Annotated in this window: 17 protein-coding genes; 11 read left to right on the forward strand and 6 right to left on the reverse strand. The window is 63.0% G+C overall.

Annotated elements, in window-relative coordinates:
- Nucleotides 1-228: 228 nt before the first annotated feature.
- The gene (locus tag V1294_RS23625; protein ID WP_334500482.1) at nt 229-2,208 is read left to right on the forward strand and encodes a hypothetical protein; all 1,980 of its coding nucleotides are present in this window, start codon (nt 229-231) and stop codon (nt 2,206-2,208) included.
- A 12-nt stretch (nt 2,209-2,220) separates the two neighbouring features.
- Here V1294_RS23625 and aspS read toward each other — a convergent pair whose 3' ends face one another.
- Nucleotides 2,221-3,996, reverse strand: coding sequence for an aspartate--tRNA ligase (gene aspS, locus V1294_RS23630; RefSeq protein WP_334480216.1), 1,776 nt, complete (start codon nt 3,994-3,996; stop codon nt 2,221-2,223).
- A gap of 191 nt (nt 3,997-4,187) precedes the next feature.
- Here aspS and V1294_RS23635 point away from each other — a divergent pair, with 191 nt between their 5' ends.
- From V1294_RS23635 to rnd, 4 genes are all read left to right on the forward strand, one after another.
- On the forward strand, nt 4,188-5,660 hold the full coding sequence (locus V1294_RS23635) for a protein adenylyltransferase SelO (protein WP_334500483.1): 1,473 nt from the start codon (nt 4,188-4,190) through the stop codon (nt 5,658-5,660).
- Nucleotides 5,661-6,082: 422 nt separating this feature from the next.
- A complete protein-coding gene (locus tag V1294_RS23640) occupies nt 6,083-6,337 on the forward strand; it encodes a type II toxin-antitoxin system prevent-host-death family antitoxin (protein ID WP_334500484.1) in 255 nt (84 codons plus the stop codon).
- A 9-nt stretch (nt 6,338-6,346) separates the two neighbouring features.
- Nucleotides 6,347-6,772, forward strand: a complete 426-nt coding sequence (locus tag V1294_RS23645; protein WP_334500487.1) for a hypothetical protein — start codon at nt 6,347-6,349, stop codon at nt 6,770-6,772.
- A 160-nt stretch (nt 6,773-6,932) separates the two neighbouring features.
- Entirely contained in the window at nt 6,933-8,081 is a 1,149-nt protein-coding gene (gene rnd / locus V1294_RS23650) for a ribonuclease D (protein ID WP_334480210.1), read from the forward strand.
- 47 nt (nt 8,082-8,128) lie between these two features.
- Here rnd and V1294_RS23655 read toward each other — a convergent pair whose 3' ends face one another.
- The 4 genes from V1294_RS23655 to purM all read right to left on the reverse strand — a co-directional run bounded on the left by V1294_RS23655 (nt 8,129) and on the right by purM (nt 11,998).
- Nucleotides 8,129-9,274: an autotransporter outer membrane beta-barrel domain-containing protein gene (locus V1294_RS23655; protein WP_334500490.1), complete on the reverse strand. Its 1,146-nt coding sequence runs from the start codon at nt 9,272-9,274 to the stop codon at nt 8,129-8,131.
- Nucleotides 9,275-9,489: 215 nt separating this feature from the next.
- Nucleotides 9,490-10,221, reverse strand: coding sequence for a glutathione S-transferase family protein (locus V1294_RS23660; protein ID WP_334480207.1), 732 nt, complete (start codon nt 10,219-10,221; stop codon nt 9,490-9,492).
- Between the two features lie 53 nt (nt 10,222-10,274).
- The gene (gene purN / locus V1294_RS23665) at nt 10,275-10,928 is read right to left on the reverse strand and encodes a phosphoribosylglycinamide formyltransferase (RefSeq protein ID WP_334480206.1); all 654 of its coding nucleotides are present in this window, start codon (nt 10,926-10,928) and stop codon (nt 10,275-10,277) included.
- Nucleotides 10,925-11,998 (reverse strand): phosphoribosylformylglycinamidine cyclo-ligase, encoded by a 1,074-nt coding sequence (gene purM / locus V1294_RS23670; RefSeq protein WP_334500493.1) that lies wholly within the window; start codon nt 11,996-11,998, stop codon nt 10,925-10,927. The genes purN and purM overlap by 4 nt, the downstream gene beginning before the upstream one ends.
- Before the next feature lie 149 nt (nt 11,999-12,147).
- Between purM and V1294_RS23675 the strand changes: the two genes are divergently transcribed.
- From V1294_RS23675 to V1294_RS23700, 6 genes are all read left to right on the forward strand, one after another.
- The gene (locus V1294_RS23675) at nt 12,148-12,690 is read left to right on the forward strand and encodes a CDP-alcohol phosphatidyltransferase family protein (protein ID WP_108519281.1); all 543 of its coding nucleotides are present in this window, start codon (nt 12,148-12,150) and stop codon (nt 12,688-12,690) included.
- 98 nt (nt 12,691-12,788) lie between these two features.
- Entirely contained in the window at nt 12,789-13,466 is a 678-nt protein-coding gene (locus V1294_RS23680) for a chromosomal replication initiator DnaA (RefSeq protein WP_334480202.1), read from the forward strand.
- A gap of 149 nt (nt 13,467-13,615) precedes the next feature.
- Complete coding sequence (locus V1294_RS23685) at nt 13,616-15,811, forward strand: RNA degradosome polyphosphate kinase (RefSeq protein WP_334500496.1); 2,196 nt, start codon at nt 13,616-13,618, stop codon at nt 15,809-15,811.
- Nucleotides 15,812-15,823: 12 nt separating this feature from the next.
- Nucleotides 15,824-17,326, forward strand: a complete 1,503-nt coding sequence (ppx, locus tag V1294_RS23690) for an exopolyphosphatase (protein WP_334500498.1) — start codon at nt 15,824-15,826, stop codon at nt 17,324-17,326.
- A 387-nt stretch (nt 17,327-17,713) separates the two neighbouring features.
- Nucleotides 17,714-18,370, forward strand: coding sequence for a TRAP transporter small permease subunit (locus tag V1294_RS23695; RefSeq protein WP_334500500.1), 657 nt, complete (start codon nt 17,714-17,716; stop codon nt 18,368-18,370).
- Nucleotides 18,371-18,373: 3 nt separating this feature from the next.
- Nucleotides 18,374-19,909, forward strand: a complete 1,536-nt coding sequence (locus V1294_RS23700) for a TRAP transporter large permease (RefSeq protein ID WP_334480196.1) — start codon at nt 18,374-18,376, stop codon at nt 19,907-19,909.
- Nucleotides 19,910-20,123: 214 nt separating this feature from the next.
- Here the strand turns inward: V1294_RS23700 and V1294_RS23705 are convergent, their stop codons facing one another.
- Nucleotides 20,124-21,236 (reverse strand): TRAP transporter substrate-binding protein, encoded by a 1,113-nt coding sequence (locus V1294_RS23705; protein ID WP_334500503.1) that lies wholly within the window; start codon nt 21,234-21,236, stop codon nt 20,124-20,126.
- Nucleotides 21,237-21,424: the final 188 nt, after the last annotated feature.

Below are 21,424 nucleotides of genomic sequence, written 5' to 3' on the forward strand. Positions count from 1 at the left end.
ACCTGCCGAGGCCGGTCTTCATTCGAACCGTTAGCTTTGCGGCAGATTTAGCTGGATGTGAAGCACGGGCCGCCACTTGGATGCAACATTCGAAAGCGCCGCCGTCAACAGGGGGCTGATCGACGGGAAGCAACAAATCCGGTAGCATATTCGCCTCCCTACCCCATCCCCTTGACCGACAATATGGCAAATTTGCCTCCCGCAACGTCGGCGTCCGGAGCACAACTAATGGTAAAGATACTGATGGGCTTGGCCGCTGCGGTCGTGATCGCGGTGGGTGGCTTCTTCGGCTTCGAGTATTATACGCAGCAACGGATCGCCGGCGAAGTAGAGACAGCGTTCGAGCAGATTCGCGCGGGCGGCGGCAAGGCAAGCCACGGCAAGGTGTCGTTCGACCTGCGCAGCCGCACGGTCAGGATCGCCGATATTGCCGGCGAATCGGCGACGCAGCCCCCCGTGAACATCAAGATTGCCAGCCTGACGGCTTCCGGCGTCGGCCAACCCGACGCGGCGAAATTCTCGGCTGACAATATCGAAGGGACTGACCTGGAAGTCAGCGTTGGTATCGCAGGCCCGACAGGCGGGCGCGTCACCTACAAGGCGCCGCAAATCGTCATGAAAGACTATTCGGGCCCCGCCAGCCTGCCGGTACGGCCCGCTTCAGCCTCCATCGTCGAGGCGTATCGGTCCGCGCTGGAGCAGTTTGCTGCTGTCTCCGCATCTTCAATTACGGCACCCACTATGGTGGGCACCATCAATAACTTCGGCACGGTTACGTCGGCTGATTTCACCTATACGGGCATAGCGCTGCGGGAGATCAGGAATGGCAAGATCGGGTCCATGCAGATCGAGCGCAACGCTTTCACCGCCAGTACCCAACAACCGGCGGGCAAGGCCGACAAATTGAGCGGCGAAATCGTCAATTTCGCTTCGCGTGATTTCGATGCCGCCGCCATTGCCGCCATCCTCGATCCGCAAAAGGCGAACGACGACAAATACTACCGCGTCTACGGTCAAACGACGGCTGGGCCCTACACCATTACGTCGGGGCAAGGCTTGCGCATGCGCATCGACGGGATGACCGTCGACGATATCAGCGTGCGGCCATCGCGCCTGCAACTCCCGGCGCTGCTCGCGCTGATACCGGCGGCCGGCGCCACTCCGACGCCGGCACAGGCGCGCGAGATGATGGACAAGATGGCGAATATCTATGAGGGCATGCGGGTCGGAACAGCCGAGATGCGCGGCCTCTCGGCGGACACGCCGGAGGGCCCGTTCAAGCTCGCCGCGGTCAGGTTCAATCTGGAAAACGGCAAGGTCGGTGAATTCGCGGTCGAAGGACTCGATGGACGCTCTCCGAAGGGGCCCGTCAAGGTCGGACGCTTCGCGCTCAAATCCCTCGATATCGCGGGTCTGCTGCGAATCGCGGCGCAATTCTCGAACCCGGGACAACAGCCGTCACCCGATCAGTTTCTCGCAATGTTTCCGCTGCTAGCAGGCATTGATGTGAAAGGCGTCGCGGTGCCGTTCAAGAACACCGGCAAGCCGCTCAATGTCGATCTCGTCAACCTGGACTGGGGCCAGTTCGTCGGACCAATCCCGAGCAAGGTGCGGCTGGTTGCGAAGTTCTCCGGTCCCCTCGACGGGACCCATCCCGGACATCAAATGCTTTTCGCCGCCGGCATGGACAAGATGGCGATCGACTTCGATCTTGGTACGGCCTGGGACGAGGCGTCGCGCTCGCTCATGCTTGAGCCAGGCGCGTTCGAAGTCGGCGGCCTCGTAAAACTGTCCGCGCGCGTTTCGCTTGCCAACGTGCCGCGGCAGATATTTTCCTTCAACCCGCAGCAGGCAGCCACCATGGCGGCGCAAGTCGAGGCCGGCGCAATCGAACTCACGCTACGCGATCTCGGCGTCATCGATGTCGCGGTCGCCGAATATGCCCGCACCCAGAATGTCAGTCGCGACGCTGCCCGGCAGGCCGTCATCCAGGACATCAGGAACAACGCGACAACGGCGGCCAACAGTCCCGACGCGCTGGCGGCCGTGGAGGCGCTGGTCCGCTTTGTCGAAACTCCGCGGACCACGCTAACGCTGAAACTTACGCCACTCGGCAAGGTGCCGGCGGTGCAGCTCTTCCGGTTGCTTCAGAGCGACCCTCTGGCCGTCTTGGCGCAATTCCGAATCGAGGCTTCGACGGGGCTGTGAGCTATCCCGAGCCTAGGTCTTGTCGGGCAGGTTAAGCCGGATGTGAAGCTCGCGGAGCTGCTTGGTTGTGACTTCCGATGGCGCACCCATCAGCAGGTCCACGGCCTGCTGGTTCATCGGGAACAGCGAGATTTCACGCAGGTTCGTGGTGCCGCAGAGCAGCATCACGATGCGGTCGACGCCGGCCGCCATGCCGCCATGCGGCGGCGCGCCATACTGGAACGCGCGGTACATGCCGCCAAAACGCTCGACGACATCCTTCTCGCCATAGCCCGCGATCTCGAACGCCTTCACCATCGCCTCGGGGCGGTGGTTGCGGATGCCGCCGGAGGCGATCTCGTAGCCGTTGCAGGTGATGTCGTACTGGAACGCCTTGATGGTCAGCGGGTCCTGCGTCTGCAACGCATCGAGGCCGCCCTGCGGCATCGAGAACGGGTTGTGCGAGAAGTCGACCTTCTTGTCTTCCTCGTTGTACTCGTACATCGGGAAGTCGACGATCCAGGCGAGTTCGAACCGGTCCTTGTCGATCAGGTTCAGTTCCTCAGCCACCTTGGTGCGGGCGAGGCCTGAAAACTTCCAGAATTTCTCCGGGTCGCCGGCGACGAAGAACGCAGCATCGCCCTCCTTCAAACCGAGTTGCGCACGGATCGCGGCCGTCCGTTCCGCGCCGATGTTGTTGGCGAGCGGACCCGCGCCCTCGCCGCCCTCGCGCCACATGATGTAGCCGAGGCCGGGCTGGCCTTCGCCTTGCGCCCACGAGTTCATGCGGTCGCAGAACGCGCGTGAGCCGCCGCCCGTGCCGGGGATCGCCCAAACCTGGTTCTTGGGGTCTTCCAGCATCCGCGCAAACACTTTGAAGCCGGAGCCACGGAAGTGCTCGGAGACGTCCTGCATCTCGATTGGGTTGCGCAGGTCCGGTTTGTCGGTGCCGTATTTGCGCAAGGACTCTGCAAAAGGAATCCGCCGCCAGCCCTTGGTCACGGGCTTGCCCTTGGCGAAATCCTCGAACACGCCGGTGATGACAGGCTCCATCGCCGCAAAAACATCTTCTTGCGTGACAAAGCTCATCTCGACGTCGAGCTGATAAAACTCGCCCGGCAGGCGGTCGGCGCGCGGGTCCTCGTCGCGGAAGCATGGCGCAATCTGGAAGTAGCGGTCGAAGCCGCTCATCATCAAGAGCTGCTTGTACTGCTGCGGCGCCTGCGGCAGCGCGTAGAATTTTCCGGGGTGAATGCGTGACGGCACCAGAAAATCCCGCGCGCCTTCCGGCGAGGACGCCGTCAGGATGGGAGTCTGGAATTCGAAGAAGCCCTGCTCCTTCATCCGCTTGCGCATCGAATCCACAATGGCGCCGCGGGTCATGATGTTCTGGTGCAGCTTCTCGCGACGAAGGTCGAGGAAGCGGTACTTAAGCCTGATGTCTTCAGGATATTCCTGCTCGCCGAACACTGGCAGCGGCAGCTCGGCCGCAGGCCCGAGCACCTCGATCTCGCTGACATAGACTTCGACCATGCCGGTCGGCAGTTCCGGATTGTCGGTGCCGTCGGGACGGCGGCGAAGCTTGCCGTCGATCCGCACCACCCATTCCGAGCGGAACTTTTCCACTTCCTTGAACGCCGGCGAGTCCGGGTCGGCCACGCATTGGGTCAGCCCGTAATGATCGCGCAGATCGATGAACAGCACGCCGCCATGGTCGCGGATACGATGGCACCAGCCGGAAAGGCGGACGGTTTGGCCGATGTCGCTCTCGCGGAGCGCGCCGCATGTGTGTGACCGGTAGCGATGCATGGAATTCCCAAAATCAGATGTCGGAGGTCAGAATCGGGGGCCAAAGGCCGCGCGAATTGCGGGAGGGTTTACCCGACGCCGCGCAGGGCGGCAACCAAAGGCGGGGCTTGTTTTGGGCCCGAAACGCGAGATTTCCGCCTGCACCAGCCCGAACCGTTTGCCTATTCCGTGCCCGCGCCTATCTTTAGGTCATGACCGTCCATTTCCCGTTCCAAAACACCTATTCGGCGCTGCCGGCGAACTTTTTCGCCCGCGTGGCCCCGACGCCAGTCGCCGCCCCCCGGCTGATCAAGCTGAACCGGACCCTGGCCGTCCATCTCGGCCTCGATCCTGACGTGCTGGACAGCCCGGAAGGGGCCGAAATCCTGGCCGGAAAGCGCCTGCCCGACGGCGCCGACCCGATCGCGATGGCCTATGCCGGCCACCAGTTCGGCCAGTTCGTGCCCCAGCTCGGCGACGGCCGGGCCATCCTGCTCGGCGAAGTCATCGACAAGGACGGCGTCCGCCGCGACATCCAGCTCAAGGGAAGCGGTCCTACGCCATTCTCGCGCCGGGGCGACGGCCGCGCCGCGCTCGGCCCGGTCCTGCGCGAATACATCGTCAGCGAGGCGATGTTCGCCTTGGGCATCCCCACCACCCGCTCGCTCGCCGCCGTGACCTCGGGCGAGAGCGTGATGCGCGAGACCATGCTGCCCGGCGCGGTGCTGACCCGCGTGGCCGCAAGCCACATCCGCGTCGGCACCTTCCAGTTCTTCGCCGCGCGCGGCGACACCGATGGCGTGCGCCAGCTCGCCGACCATGTCATCGCGAGGCACTACTCCGACGTGGCAAAAGCCGAGCGGCCCTATCACGCGCTGCTCGAAGGCGTCGTAGCCCGCCAGGCCGATCTGCTCGCGCGGTGGCTTTTGGTCGGCTTCATCCACGGCGTCATGAACACCGACAACACGTCGATCTCGGGCGAGACCATCGACTACGGCCCCTGCGCGTTCATGGACGAATACAACCCGGCGCAGGTGTTCTCCTCGATCGACGAGATGGGCCGCTACGCCTACGCCAACCAGCCGCGCATCGCGCTGTGGAATTTGACGCGGCTCGCCGAGTGCCTGCTGACGCTGTTCTCCGACGAACAGGACAAGGCGATCGAACAAGCGCAGTTCATCCTCGGCGAATTCGCCGACAAGTTCACCGCCGCCTATCAGGCCGGACTGCGCAGAAAGATTGGCCTGTTCACGTCACGCGACGGCGACGAAGCGCTGGTGCAGGATCTGCTCGACGCGATGGCCAAGAACCAGGCCGACTTCACCCTCACCTTCCGCCGCCTGAGCGATGCCGCTGGAGACGCTGACAACGACAGCGTCAGGGCCCAGTTCACCGATCCCACAGCCTTCGACGAATGGGCGGCGCGATGGCGCGAGCGCCTCGCGGACGAGCCGCAATCCGCCGCCGAGCGGCAAGCCGCAATGCGCGCGGTCAATCCGGCCTTCATCCCCCGCAACCACCGCGTCGAAGCCGTGATCGCGGCGGCCGTGAACAACGACTACGCGCCGTTCGAGGAATTGCTGACGGTGCTGTCAAAGCCGTTCGAGGATCAGCCGACGTTCGCGGCCTATACAGAGCCGCCGCTGCCCGAGCAGCGCGTGCTGCAGACGTTCTGCGGGACGTGAGGCGGAGTCTTTCACCACGCCCATCCTACGCACTGTGAGGCAGGCTACTCGCGTTAACCGCAATCCTTAAGCGCGCGTCCACCATCCGCGCATGCGCGCCTCCCCCAGTTCCACGAATTAAGAAACGGTCAACGCGCTCCCCGCAATTCTATTGGCTTACTCGTGGAGAATTGCCGTGGACGCCTTTGCCTTCGAATTCATGGGAATGGTGATGATTGGGCTCTGTCTCATCGTGCTCGCGATCCCGTCGGGCCGTCGACGGTCGCGGCGCGTCCGGTACGAGTAGCGTCTGGAATTTCCCTGACTTCGAACATTCCCTCGGCTGGCCGATTCGCCGTAGCGATATAGATTTGCTTGTGGCCCTCAGATATATGTATTATACGTATTAATTGGAATCCTAGGTTTCAATGAGGGATATCGCAATGGTCAAGACCACCGCCCTGGAGTTCCAGCGCAAGTTCGGTGAATTCCAGCATCAGGCCCAGCGTGAGCCCGTGGAGATCACCCGGCACGGCCGGCGCGAATTCGTGCTGATGTCGGCCGAACAGTATGATTGGCTTACGGCCGCCGCCAAGCACACGCATCGGACAACTGACGCAACGTCGGTGGTGATCGACGCCGTGGAGCGGGCCGAGATGGATGTCGAACACACCGCGCTCGACGACCTGCTGAAGTAAAAACAGACCGTGGCGTTTCCCGATCCGAAGCCCGGACTCATCGTCCGCTATGATTATCTGTGGTCTCATGAGGCTGCAGAGGGCCGCGATCAGGGAAAGGACCGGCCGACTTGCCTCGTGGCCGCAAGCGATAGCCTGGCGCAGTCACGGTATGTCGTGCTGCTGCCGATCACGCATTCGCCGCCGAATGCGGGCACGGAGGGCGTCGAAATACCGGCGAAGGTCAAGCAGGCCTTGGGATTGGACGACGCGCCGAGTTGGGTCATCGTTTCAGAGCACAACGTCGACGAATGGCCGAACGCCGGCGTGTCGCCTATCCCCGGCAGGCCAGGCGTATTCAGCTATGGGTTCATCCCACCGGGCCTGTTCGCGCAGATCAAAGCCCGATTTCTCGAACTGGCTCGACAGCGCAAAAGCCGCAGCGTGCGGCGCTGATCAAATTCCGGGGCGGAACGATAACGTCCTATCATCCGGCCCCCAAGCCGACGCAAAAAAGCCGTGCTCAGGCTCAAATGCAGGGCTCAAATCCTGCCCAACACCCTTGACATATCAGCGTTTTCGGCAGAACGCCTGTCGGAAGCGTCATGGATAGTTCATGGATCTGATTACCACCACTTCCGACCTCGCCGCCGCCTGCTCCCGGCTCGCCCAGCACAAGGTCATCACCGTCGACACCGAGTTCCTGCGGGAGACGACCTACTATCCCTTGCTCTGCGTCGTGCAGATGGCGAGCGCGGACGAGGCCGTCGTGATCGACACGCTGGCCCCCGGCATCGACCTCAAGCCGTTTTTCGAACTGATGGGGAACGAGGCGGTGCTGAAGGTGTTTCACGCCGCCCGCCAGGACATCGAAATCGTCTGGCACCAGTCCGGCACCATTCCGCACCCGATCTTCGATACGCAGGTCGCGGCCATGGTGCTGGGTTATGGCGACAGCATCGCCTATGACCAGCTCGTCGAGCGCGTCACCGGCCACCGGCCGGACAAGACCCACCGCTTCACCGACTGGTCGCGCCGGCCACTGACGCCCGAGCAGATGCATTATGCGGTCTCCGACGTCACCCATTTGCGCGACGTCTTCGCAGCGCTTGATGCCGACTTGAAGAAGCGCGCCCGCAGCGACTGGGTCAGCGAGGAGATGGAAGTCCTGACCTCGCCCAGGACCTACGATTTCCACCCCGAGCGCGCCTGGGAGCGGCTCAAGACGCGGGTGCGCAAGCCGAAGGAACTGGCGGTGCTGATGGAAGTCGCGGCCTGGCGCGAGCAGGAGGCGCAAAGCCGCGACGTGCCGCGTTCGCGCGTGCTGAAGGACGATGCGGTCGGCGACATCGCCACCCACGCCCCGACCTCACTGGAGCGCCTCGCCAGCCTGCGCTCGCTGCCGAAAGGTTTTGACCGCTCCAAATGGGGCACCGATATCATCGCCGCCGTGCAGCGCGGCCTCGCCCGCGATCCCCACACGCTGCCGAAGATCGAAAAGCCGCGCGGCAATTCCAATGGGGCTGCGACCGTCGAGCTCCTGAAGGTGCTGCTGCGGATGACGTCGGAACGCCACGCCGTCGCCAGCAAGGTCATTGCCACCGTCGACGATCTCGACCAGATCGCCGCCGACGACCAAGCTGACGTCGCCGCGCTCCATGGCTGGCGGCGCGAATTGTTCGGCGAAGCGGCGCTGGCGCTGAAACACGGCAGGCTGGCGCTGGCGATCGAAAAAGGCCGCGTCGTCAGGGTCGACCGGGCGTAAGCTTCGCTCGCTTACCTCTCCCCGCAAGCGCGGGGCAAGGGAGCAAACTACCACTTCAACTCCAGCCCGAGCGTGCCCTGATGCGACTGCATCGCGGCGCGTAATTTTGCGTCGTAATTGACGTAGAGCCGCGCGGTGTTGGTCAGACTCAGCGATGCCGAGGCGCCGGCATCGGCCCCATACCGGCTCTCGCCGATACCCTGGAACGTAATGCTCTGCACGCCCTGGCTGACGGTGATGTCGGAGAAATTCTGCACGACATTGTCGACGAACTTGCCGTAGCCCGACAGGTCGAAAATCTTGCCGTCGAATATCCAGTAGTGACCGATCTCCGCACCGATCAATAGCCGCCCGCGCTGCACGGTGGCGCCGGTCGCCATCACCGGATCAAGGCCGCCGATCTCCTGCAGCGGGCCGGTCTGGGCGCGGACATATTCGAACGCGGCCTTGGGCACGATGCGGCCCTGGTCCCTGGTCCAGTAGTAGCTGATCTCGCTCAGGACGCCGTCGAGCTTCGCATGGTATCCGGCGGTCGCAATCCCGATGCCGGTGTCGCGGCGCGAATTGATGTGACCGAAACCGTGGACCACCGCACTGGCCCAGGTCCATGGCCCGCTGTCGACGGAAGCCGTAAAACCGATCTGGGTCAGGTCGATCGTCGCCGATTGCAGCGCCAGCGGAATGTCGATCGCGGAGCGGCTCTGGTCGATCGACAATCCGATATTGATGCCCGGCGCCACCCGCGCGCCGATTCCCGCCAGCCCGCCCCAGGTCTTTCTGGTGTCGCCGACGAAATCGCCGATCGCGCCGTTCTTCGTGTAGTTCCCGTAGCCTTCGAACCAGGTCCGGTAGCGCGGCGCTTCCGTGCTCTCGGAGGCACCACCGCCGCCGGGATTGGTCCGCTGCAGGCGGTTGAAGCCGTTGCTCGACTGATTGGCCAGCCGTTCCAGAAAATTGCTGCCGAGATTGGTCACCGCCGCACCCGACGACACCGTCGAATTGATCACCGTCGGCGTCGGACTGGGTGTCGGTGAAGGCGTAGGGGTTGGGGTTGGAGTGGGCGTCGGTGTTGGCGATTGCGCATAGGCGAACGACAGCGTGCCGGTCGCGAGGATGAACACAATCGCCAGTCGCAGGAGCGCGGGACCGGTCCCGATTTTTCGTGCCGGCGAAAGCCGCGATGAGCAGCGCATGCAATCCATTCCCAAAGGCAAAAGCGCCGGCACGAAAAATGCGCAAAACCCAATCAACCGGAGCGATTTGCCCCCAATTCGCCGGAAGGGTCAATCGGTTAGCCCCCAGGCCGGCCGCCGAATACGCATCATTGTTGTTCGGCTGCCACAGCTCGCGCGGCACGGCGACGACGTTTCCGGCAGTCGCCAAACCTTGCGAACGCCCTGCCCGGCATTCAGGCTGCGGCCTGGCAGCCCGCGATCTCCTGGAGTTCCGGATAGAATCGCGCGGTCATCCGGCCGACATACCGCCGCAAATTGGCATGGCTTGCAGCCGCCCGCTGCAAATCCGATTCGAACAGCGGACAAATCGCGCTGACCGCGAAGGCAAACATCGTCGCGTCGATGCCGGCAGGCTCACTGCCCATGAAGAACGGCTTGTCGCCGAGATAGGCCGCCATCGCATCGATCGAGCGGATTCCGATCGCGGTAATCTCGTCGGCCGAGTGACGGCCGATTCCCTGGCCGTGCAACGTCTTGCGCAGGCGGCGGCGGATCATCGAGGCGACAACGGGCCGGACCGGCGCAGGCACGCCCTTGAAGAAATTGACCGGCCCCTTGCGGAAATTGTCATCGATCATCCAGCGGAAATAGACGCTGGCCCAATATAGATTGTCCTCCGCCATTTTCTCGAACGCCCAGGCGATGGCGAGCTGCTCGGCGCTGAGGCCCTGGTCGAAATCGATCCCGTATTTCTTTTCGAGGTGCCAGCGGATCAGCGTGGAGTCGCCGAGCAACTGGCCGTCGTCCTCGATGTAGGGGATCTTGCCCTTGGGCGCCTTCGTAAAGCTCATCAGCGCCTTTTCGAACGGGAGTTTCGACATCCGTAACAAGGTCTCGGCCTTGGTCACGAACGGGCTTGCGTCGGGAAGGCCGAAATTGGGCCCGGAGCCATAGAGCGTGATCATGGAACCTCGATGATTTGCAGAGCGCGATTTACGGCGCGCACCGGCAGATAATATCAGATCGTCCGCGGCGAAATCAGGGTGCCGTCGCGATCGGCGCTGTCGGCGAACCTGCAGATGTCGCCTTCGAGGCGAAGCTTGCCGCTCGCAAGCAAGCGCAGCGCCTCCGGATAGATCCGATGCTCGATGCCGAGAATGCGCTGCGACAAAGTCTCCGCCGTGTCGTCATCGGCCACCGTCACCGCACCCTGCATCACGATCGGGCCGGCGTCAGTTTCGGGGATCACGAAGTGCACGGTCGCGCCCGAGATCTTGACCCCGGCCCGTAACGCCTGGCCGTGCGGATCGAGGCCCGGAAACGATGGCAGCAACGCGGGATGGATGTTGAGCATCCTGCCGTACCAGCGCTGCACGAATTCGGCGGTGAACAGCCGCATGAACCCGCCGAGGCAGATCAGCTCGACCTTCTTTTCTTCCAACGCCGGCTGCAGGACGGCTTCGAAGCCCGCGCGATCCTTGCCGAACGGCTTGCTCTCAATGACGATCGTCGGGATGCCGCTTGCGGCTGCCCGCTCGAGCCCCAAGGCGTCGCTCCGGTTGGAAATGACGGCAACGATCTCAGCCGGAAAATCCGCAGCCTTGGCCGCATCGATCAGCGCGGCCATGTTCGAGCCGCGCCCGGAAATCAGGATGGCGACACGGCGCTTCATTGCGAAAGATCGAGGTAGCCGTTGTAGACCACGCGATGTTCGCCCGTAGCCGGGATCACTTCGCCGAGCAAGGCGACGGTCTCGCCGCTTTCGGTCAAAACTTCCGTCACCTTCTCGATCGCATCCGGCCTGACGATGGCGATCATGCCGATGCCGCAGTTGAAGGTGCGCAGCAATTCGAGTTCGGCGATGCCGCCCTGCTCCGCCAGCCACTTGAACACCGGCAGCACCGGCAGCCGCGCCAGATCGATGCCGACGCCGAGATGCTTCGGCAGCACGCGCGGAATGTTGTCGGTGAAGCCGCCGCCGGTGATGTGGGCGAGCCCCTTGATCGCGCCGGTCTCGCGAATCGCACGCAGGCAGGATTTCACATAGAGCCGCGTCGGCGCCAGTAGCGCGCCGCCGAGCGTCATGACCGGCGAGAACGGCGCCGGCGCGTCGAAAGCCACGCGGGATTGCTCGACGATCTTGCGGACCAGAGAAAAGCCGTTGGAGTGCACCCCCGACGAGGCCAATCCGATCACCGCGTCGCCCACGGCGATATCCCCGCTGGGCAGCAGCGTGCCGCGCTCGGCGGCTCCCACCGCAAAGCCCGCGAGATCGTAATCGCCGTCCTTGTAGAGCCCAGGCATCTCAGCGGTCTCGCCGCCGATCAGGGCGCAGCCGGATTCCCGACACCCCTCGGCGACGCCGGCCACGATAGCTGCGGCCGCCTCGGGGTCGAGCTTGCCGCAGGCAAAATAGTCGAGGAAGAACAGCGGTTCCGCGCCCTGCACCACGAGGTCGTTGACCGACATCGCCACCAGGTCGATGCCGATGCCGCCATGCAGGCCGGTCTCGATCGCGATCTTGACCTTGGTGCCCACGCCGTCGGTCGCCGCCACCAGGACGGGATCCTTGAAACCCGCCGCCTTGAGGTCGAACAGGCCGCCGAATCCGCCGATTTCGGCGTCCGCGCCCGCCCGCGCGGTGGCGCGGACCATCGGCTTGATGAGATCGACCAGGCGGTTCCCCGCATCGATATCAACGCCCGAATCGGCGTAAGTGAGCCCGTTTTTGCGGTCGATCATGCCCAAATTCCAGTATGATGACGGCTGGTTACGAGGAATTCCGCGATCCTGCAATGGCTCGCAAGCGCTCGACGCATATACTATGTAGATAAGAACCGGCAGAACCCGCCAGGGGCCGGATTTAGGCCGGGAGCCGGGAAGCGACCGAGTTGAGTATTCCGAATATCATTACGCTGGGCCGCATCATTCTGGTGCCGGTCATCGTCTGGGCGATCGTTTCCAGCCAGATGGAGATTGCGTTCGCAATCTTCGTCATTGCCGGCGTCAGCGACGCCGTCGACGGCTTTCTAGCCAAGCGCTTCAACATGCAGAGCGAACTGGGCGCCCTGCTCGATCCGCTCGCCGACAAGGCGCTGCTGGTGTCGATCTATGTCGCGCTCGGCATCTGGGGCGCGGTTCCGCGCTGGATCGTCATTCTCGTGGTGTCACGGGACATCATGATCGTCACGGCCGTGATCGTGTCGTGGCTGTTCGACAAGCCGATCCCGATGAAACCGCTGATGGTGTCGAAGCTCAACACGGTGGCGCAGGTGGCGTTCGCGGCACTGGTGCTGGCGTCGCTCGGTTTCAATTTCAAACCGGCGCCTTATGACGTGATCCTGATGGGTTTTGTTACGGTCTTTACTTTGGTTTCGGTCTCGCTCTATCTCGTCGAGTGGGTGCGGCACATGAGCACGATTGAAGCGCGGTAACCGTCCTTTTTGTTTTGACGCGCTTTCTTCACGCGAACCGGTGCCCACTTCGCTAGAAAACGCTATGAAGGCCGTAAGATCCCGGCCTGGAGACTTGCGTGGCAGTCCGCGTTCAACCTCGTCAGCTAGCCCTTGCGCTGCCGCATGCGGAGAGCCTGACCCGCGACAATTTCCTCGAAGGGCCGGCCAACGAAGCCGCTCTCGCGCTGATCGAAAGCTGGCCGGACTGGCCGAACCGCATCATGCTGCTGGTGGGACCGGAGGGCTCCGGCAAGAGCCATCTCGCCGCGATCTGGGCCGAACAGGCCGGCGCGCGCGCGATATCGGCGCACGCGCTTAACCCCGCCGCCGTCCCCGGCGCGCTCGCCACAGGCGCCCTGGTGGTCGACGACCTCAAGCCCGGCGATTTCGACGAACGCGCGATGTTTCACCTCCTGAACCTCGCGCGCGAGGACGAGGCCTTTGTCCTGATCACGGGGCGCGTCCCGCCTGTCGCATTCGAGGTCGAACTGCGCGATCTCAGGTCGCGGCTGCGCGCCGCGCCCGTCGTGTCGCTTTTGCCGCCCGACGACCTGCTGTTTCGCGGCCTGATCGTCAAATTCTGCGCGGACCGCCAATTGAGCATCGACGAGACGGTCGTGAGCTACCTCGTCACCCGGATCGAGCGCTCCTATGCCGCCGCCCGCCAGGCGGTCGACCTGCTGGATACCGAGGCGCTGCGGCTCGGCCGGCCGGTGACCCGGGCACTGGCTGTGGAACTGCTGCGCAACGCCTGATTGGCAAGGCACATGCTGCGTCCTGCCGCCTTGACGGCGGCTGTAGGCGGAACATCAATGTCATTGAAACGTCATCGGCGTATCACATGCTGTGAGCTGCATTCCCCTTAAACTAGTCCTACGCCTCTCCCGAGATGGATCAAAGCCTTATGGAATCGGCACAAGTTATTGAAATAAAAGAAAAAGAATCAGTTGCCGAGGCTCCACCCTCTATTGCCACGAGCCCGGAACGATTCATCAATCGGGAACTATCCTGGCTGCATTTCAACCGCCGGGTGCTCGAGGAATCGGTCAATCCCGGCCATCCCGTGCTGGAACGGGTCCGGTTCCTGTCGATTTCCGCCAATAACCTTGATGAGTTCTTCATGGTCCGCGTCGCCGGCATCAAGGCGCAGGTCCGTGAAGGCATTGCCGAGCGCAGCCCCGACGGCCTGACGCCGTTGGAGCAGCTCGTACTCATCAACAAGAACGTTTCGGAACTCGCCTCCGACCAGCAGGCCATCTGGCGCGATCTGCGCACCACCCTGTCGGAGGCCAGCATCGTGCTCGTCGACGGCCACGACTTCACCAAGGCGGAGCGAAGCTGGCTCGAGGATCACTTCCTCCGCAACATCTTCCCGCTGCTGACGCCGCTTGCCATCGATCCGGCGCACCCGTTCCCGTTCATCCCGAGCCTCGGCTTCACCATCGCGCTGCAGTTGTCGCGGGTATCCGACGGCAAGGCGATGAATGCGCTGATCCGCATGCCCGGCAAGATCGACCGCTTCATCCGGATGCCCCACAAGGACGGCGCGGTGCACCTGATCCCGCTCGAGCAGGCTACCGGCCTGTTCATCGGGCGACTGTTTCCCGGCTACACTGTCAAGGGCCAGGGCGCTTTCCGCATCATCCGGGACTCCGAACTCGAAATCGAGGAAGAAGCCGAAGATCTGGTCCGCCTGTTTGAGAGTGCGCTGAAGCGACGGCGCCGGGGATCGGTGATCCGCCTCGAGATGGAAGCCAAGATGCCGGAAGCGCTGCGGGGCTTCGTGCAGCAGGCGCTTGCAGCCGACGACGATGAGGTATTTCTGGTCGACGGCGTGCTGGCGATGAACGAACTCTCGCAGCTCACGCGGCTCGACCGGCCCGACCTCGAATTCATGCCCTACGTGCCGCGCCATCCCGAGCGGGTGCGCGACCATGGCGGCGACATCTTCGCCGCGATCCGGCAGAAGGACCTGATCGTCCATCACCCTTACGAATCCTTCGACGTCGTCGTGCAGTTCCTGCAACAGGCGGCACGCGACCCCGACGTGGTCGCGATCAAGCAGACGCTCTACCGCACTTCGAACAATTCGCCGATCGTGCGCGCGCTCGCCGAGGCTGCGGAAGCCGGCAAATCGGTAACCGCCCTGATCGAGTTGAAGGCGCGGTTCGACGAGGAAGCCAATATCCGCTGGGCGCGCGACCTCGAACGCGCCGGCGTGCAAGTGGTGTACGGCTTTCTCGAACTGAAGACCCACGCCAAGCTGTCGATGGTGGTGCGGCGCGAGGGCGGCAACCTGACGACCTACGTCCATACCGGCACCGGCAACTACCATCCGGTGACGGCGCGCATCTATACCGATCTTTCCTACTTCACTTCGGACCCGATCATCGGCCGCGATGCGGCACGCGTGTTCAACTACATCACCGGCTATGCCGAGCCGAGCGACATCGAGCGGATGGCGGTGTCGCCGCTGACGCTACGCAAGCGCATCATCGAACATATCAAGGGCGAGGCCAATCACAGCAGGCACGGCAAGCCGGGCGTGATCTGGATGAAGATGAACTCGCTGGTCGACCCTGATGTCATCGACGCGCTGTACGAGGCCTCGCAAGCGGGCGTGTCGATCGAACTGGTGGTGCGCGGCATCTGCTGTCTGCGGCCGGGCATTCCAGGACTTTCCGAGAACATCCGGGTCAAATCCATCATCGGCCGATTCCTGGAGCATGGCCGAATCTACTGCTTTGGTATGGGGCAAGGCCTGCCCGGCCCGAAGGCGGCTGTGTATATCTCGTCCGCCGACATGATGCCGCGGAACCTCGACCGCCGCGTTGAAATCCTCTGTCCATTGCAAAATCCCACGGTGCATCAGCAGGTTCTGGAACAGATCATGGTCGCGAACCTGAAGGATACCGAGCAGAGCTGGCAGTTGTTGCCGGACGGGTCGTCAACGCGTATGAAGGCCGCGAAAGGCGAAGAGCCGTTCAATCTACACAACTATTTCATGACGAATCCGAGTCTGTCAGGCCGTGGAAAGTCTCTCAAGGAATCTTCGCCGCGCCGCCTTACGCGCCGTAACGAGCGTCAGCAATCCCCATAAGGAGTTCCGGCTGTGAAGCGACCGCGCAAGCGCGCTTCCAGCGTCGCCGTCATCGACATCGGTTCGAACTCGGTTCGTCTCGTCGTCTATGAGACGATGGCGCGCAGCCTCGTCACCATCTTCAACGAGAAGGCGCTGTGCGGGCTCGGCCGCGAGGTGCAGAGCACCGGCCTTTTGGCCGAGGACGCGGTTGCCAAGGCGCTGACGGCGCTGCGGCGATTCCGGGCGCTGTGCCGCATCCAGCAGGTGGGACGCGTCTTCGCCATCGCCACTGCGGCCTGCCGCGACGCCAAGAACGGTCCCGACTTCATCGCCAAGGCCGAGCGCATCTGCGGCGCCAGCATTGAAATCCTGTCGGGGCCGCGCGAGGCAAAACTTTCCGCGCTCGGCGTCGTCTCCGGCATCCACAATCCCGACGGCATCGTCGGCGATCTCGGCGGCGGCTCGCTCGAACTGATCGACGTGCAGAAAAACCGCGTCCACAGCGGCGTCACGCTGCCGCTGGGAAGCCTGGCGCTGCAGGACCTGTCGGACAAATCGCTGAAGCGCGCCGAACGCATTGTCAGCAGCAATCTGTCCGACGTGGCCCAGCTCAAGGCCGGCAATGGCCGCACCTTCTACGCCGTCGGCGGCACCTGGCGCGCGCTGGCGCGCATCCACATCGTCCAGAGCGGCTATCCGCTGCGGGTGATGCACGGCTATGAGTTGCCGGCCGCCGACGCACTGGATTTCGCGCGGCGCCTGCGCCGGCTCGCGGCGGCCAACATGCTCGCCGATATCGAAGTGGTCGCCGACGCCCGGCGTCCGCTCCTCACCTATGCGGCGCTGGTGCTCGAATACATCATCCGCGTCGGCAAGCCGAAGACAATCGTGTTTTCGACCTTCGGCGTGCGCGAAGGCCTGCTCTACGAGATGCTGCCGCCGCAGGAGCGTGCCAAGGACGGATTCATCTGCGCCGCGCAAACCCTCAACGGGCTACTTTCGCGCTCCGCGCGCCACGCCGAGGAACTGGTGGCCTGGACCGACCGGCTGGTGCGAGTCGTGAAGTTGCGGGAGACCGAGGAAGACCGCCGCCTGCGCCACGCCGCCTGCCTGCTCTCCGACATCGGATGGCGGGTGCATCCCGACCATCGGGGCGAGGAAACGCTGAGCCTGATCACCAACGGCAATTTCGGCTCGATCAGCCACCAGGGCCGCGCCTTTGTCGCGCTGTCGGTGTTTTATCGCTACGCCGGCTTGAGCGAGGAAAACGAGCCGCCGACCCAGATCCGCGAATTGGTGCCGCCCGCCATGAACGAGCGCGCGCGCGTGCTCGGCGCGGCGTTCCGCGTCGCCCATCTGATCTCGGCGGCGCGCACCGGCGTGCTGCCGGCGACGCATTTCCGCAGCGGCAGCCGCAAGCTGATGCTGGTGTTCGAGCATCGCATGGTCGATCTCGTCGCCGACCGCGTCGGCAGCCGCTTCAAGCAACTGGCGCGGCTGGTCGGCCGCACCGGCTCGATCGTGCGGAACTGACGGGCCGAACGGCGCCGGCTAGGTAAGTCGAGATTGATTGATGTGGCTTACTCGACGTCCGCCATGCCCCGACAGCGACCAAATTCTGCATCGCAGCGAAAATGACGCGATCTGCCAGAAGCGGTCATTCATCAGAAGTTGAACTGCCGCTCGTCGTGTGAGCGAGCGCGCCATGCCGGCACCATTGGACCGCCTCATCCAGAAGATTGGCGCTCCAGAAGACACACCCGTCCCTCCACCAAGGGATGTAGGCCCCAAGGTCCTCGTGCTCGGTCTAGCGGCTGGATGGCCGTCCGCGCTCCTGGGGCGGCTGCGACGGCTATCCAGCCGCTGGCGCCGAGATCGCCGCTAAAGTAACATTCCACCGGATCGCTCGACGGGGACTGATTGGTCGCACTGGTTGGTGCGGCCCGTTTTCACCGGGTCCACGACGGGGCTGCCTCTGAGGGTCAGCTGATGGCCACTGCAATGACCAGCGTCTCGTCTCCGCCAAGGCCGACGCCGCCCCGGGCGTATTTGGCCGTTATCCGCACCATCGACAAGTTCACGGAGTGGACCGGCCACCTCTTCGTGCTTCTGCTGATTCCCCTGATCTTCGCAAACGTGATCGAAGTTTTTGCCCGATACGTGCTCAGCGACCCAACGATCTGGGCCCTCGATATAACGACGATGTCATACGCGGCCCTCTTCATGTTGGGGTCCGCATTGGCGCTCCTGAAGGGCGCTCACGTCCGCACCGACATGTTGTGGGCAGCGTTCTCGGACCGAACCAAGGGCATGATCGACAGCCTGGCGTTTCTGCTGTTCTTCCTGCCGACGATGGCCGTGTTGTTCGTCATCTCGATTGACGACTTCCTGTACTCGGTTTCGATCGACGAGCGCTCGAGCTCCGGTGCGTGGACGCCGATCTTGTGGCCGCTGCGCGGCATTATTCCGCTGGCTGCCTTCATGCTGCTCTTGCAGGGCATCTCGGAGCTCATGAAGAGCCTCTGGGCCTGGCGAACCGGCGAGTTCTTGACTAGGCACGAGAAGATCGAGGTCTGAAGCATGAGCTTTACCGAGACCCTCGGACTCATCATGCTCGTCGGCATGGTCGCGGTCATCTTCATCGGTTTCCCGATCTCCTTCACGCTGCTATTTCTCGCCCTCGTCTTCGGTGGGCTCGGGCTGGGGTGGGAGCAGACGTTCAATCTGGCCTATCTGCAGATCTGGGGCACGATGAAGGACGAGATCTTTCCTGCCGTGCCGCTGTTCATCTTCATGGGCTATATGACCGAGCAGGCCGGGCTCATGGAGCGGCTCTTCGGAGCGCTGCGCAGCCTTCTCGCGTCGGTGCGCGGCTCGCTTTATCTGGCGGTGATCCTGACGGCGACGATCTTCGCCATGGCGACAGGCATCGTCGGCGCCGCCGTGACCGTGCTCGGCGTCATGGCCGCCCCGATGATGATCAAGGCCGGCTATGATGCCCGACTATCGTCCGGTGCTATCGCCGCCGGAGGTACGCTTGGCATTCTGATCCCACCCAGCGTGATGTTGGTGGTAATGGGCCCGACCATGGGCGTGCCGGTCAATCTGCTCTATTCGGCAGCGTTCGGTCCCGGCTTCCTGCTCGCCGGCTGTTATGTCGCCTACACGCTCACCCGTAGTTTCATCAATCCGAAGCTCGGTCCACCAATGACGATGGAGGAACGCCGATCCGCTCACGACCAGATGACCACGGAAAAGGTCGGCGCGCCTGTCGTGGGATTGGGTCTCGTCTGCCTGGTGGCGATCACCTATTTGCTCCTGGACTGGATGCTGGGTCGAGCAGATGCCCCGCGTCTTCGCGTCAGCATTGGTCCATCGGGTGTTTCGGCCGTGGCATTGGTACTGGCGTTGTTGACGACGTTTCCCTATGTCCGAAGCGCCTATTTCCGCGCCATCGTCCTCGGTATAGCGCCGCTGAGTGCGCTGATCGGCTTTACCTTGGGAACCATCGTCGGTGGCTTGGCGACGCCGACCGAGGCCGCCTCGTGTGGCGCCTTCGGTGCCGCCTTGCTGGCGCTGCTCTACGGTCGACTCAGCATGAGGTCGATCATCAACGCGGGTACTAACACCATGGTGACCTCGGCCATGGTGCTGTTTCTGGCCGTGGCCTCGACGGTGTTCGGCGCCGTCTTCACGAAGCTTGGCTCGGCGAATTTGATCACAAACTCGCTATTGGCCATTCCTCTGGGAGACGGGTGGAAGCTGGCGCTGATCATGTTCATCTTTTTCGTGCTGGGATGGCCATTCGAGTGGCCTGTGATCATCCTGGTCTTTATGCCGATCGTTCTGCCGGTGGTGGAAAAGCTCCAGTTCGGCCTGAACAAGCTCGACTTGCTGCTCTGGTTCGGGGCCCTGACCGCCGTGAACATTCAGACTGCGTTCTTGAGCCCGCCTGTTGCCATGTCAGCCTACTACCTGCGCAATGTCGTTCCGCAGTGGAGTCTGGCGACGATCTACAAGGGCATGGCCGACTACATGGTAATCCAGGTAATCGTCCTGATCCTGCTGCTGTTGTTCCCGCAGATCGCTCTGTGGCCGCCGAGCCTGTTGAGGTAGGATCTGCTTTTCCTCGCTCAGGGCCCGCGGCGAGGAGCTGGAAGGCTTGCTTGTAGTTGGTCGAGCGTCGGCGATGACCCCCAACACAAATCGGGAAGCCACACTGGCTCGTGTTGGGGGCACGCTTCGCTTGACCGAACCTCCAGAGCAAGAAGGGCGGCTAGGGCCGCCCTTCCATCTATCCTCTTGTCCCGAAATATCCGTCAACGCCATATCATTGCGTTTTCGCGGGCCAATAGTGGTCGGCCTGCAATGCGTAGGGCGGAAACATGAAGCGCTTGGCCGGCACCACCTTTGAGGCATAGGCCCGCTGGGACTCGTAGACCTTCTTGAAGAATGGATTCTTCGCGGATTCCGCGGCGGCGAACTCGTCCCACGTTTTCAGGAACGCCGCGTTGACCTCCGGCGGCGTCGTCAGGAGCTTCACGCCGTGCTTGGTCGTAAACTCCTGGATGGCCTCCGCGTTCATCCTCTGAAACGTCGCCCACCAGCGCAGGAAGGTCTCCGATGAGGCCGACTTGATCGCTTCCTTGTTCTGATCCGGCAGGCTGTCCCAGACATCTTTGTTGATCGCGAGTTCGGCGACCGAGGCGCTCTCGTGCATGCCGGGCGTGTAATGGTACTTCCAAACCGTATGCAAGCCGAGGCGCAGGTCCTCGACTCCACCAACCCATTCCGCACAATCGATAGTGCCACGCTCGGCAGCAGGCAGAATCTCACCCCCCGGCATATTGACGACAGCCATGCCCATCTTGGCATAGAGCTGGGAGACGATACCGGTCTGGCGGCACTTCATGCCCTTGAAGTCGGGGAGGTCCTTGATTGGCCGCTTGAACCAGCCGAGCGCCTGCGGACTGGGCGGGATGCTCGGGAATGCGACCAGATTGAGCTTCAGCTCCTTCTGATAGAACTCGTTCCACAGCTCGAGGCCGCCCCCGTCGTAGACCCAGCCGATGAAGTCGATTGCATCCATGCCGGCAATGCCGGCCGGAGTGTTCGCGAACAGCGTTGCAGCATTGTTCTTGCCGACCCACCAATAGGAGATGCCGTAAGCACCATCGATCACCTTCTTGTGCGTGGCATCCAGGATCTCGAAAGGCGGCACGACCGCGCCGCCTGGCAGCGCGTCGATCTTGAGGTTGCCGCCGGTCAGCTTGTCGACCCGCTCGGCGAAGAACTTCAACGCGTCCTGTGTGGTGGTCGACGCGGGCACCGCCGACTGGATCTTGAGGATTCGAGGCTGCTGGGCATGCGCCGTGACGGCGAACGCCAATGTGGCAGAGACTGCCGCGACCAGAGCCGTCCTCGTAAGCGAACTGATTTTCATTGGTTTTTACCTCCCTCTAGTGTTCGTTGTACCTCCCTTTAACAGCGTGCAGGCGAGCCATCGGGTTTCCGCCCGCGAACAATCCTACCGCGGATGAGGTGCTTCAGCCAGAGCGACCCGCCGGAGCGGGCTTACTTGCCAATGAGACGAATTTCCCTGCGAAATGGCTGACGGGCGACCGGGCCGTT

Source organism: Bradyrhizobium sp. AZCC 1678 (genome assembly GCF_036924765.1).
GTDB lineage: Bacteria > Pseudomonadota > Alphaproteobacteria > Rhizobiales > Xanthobacteraceae > Bradyrhizobium > Bradyrhizobium algeriense.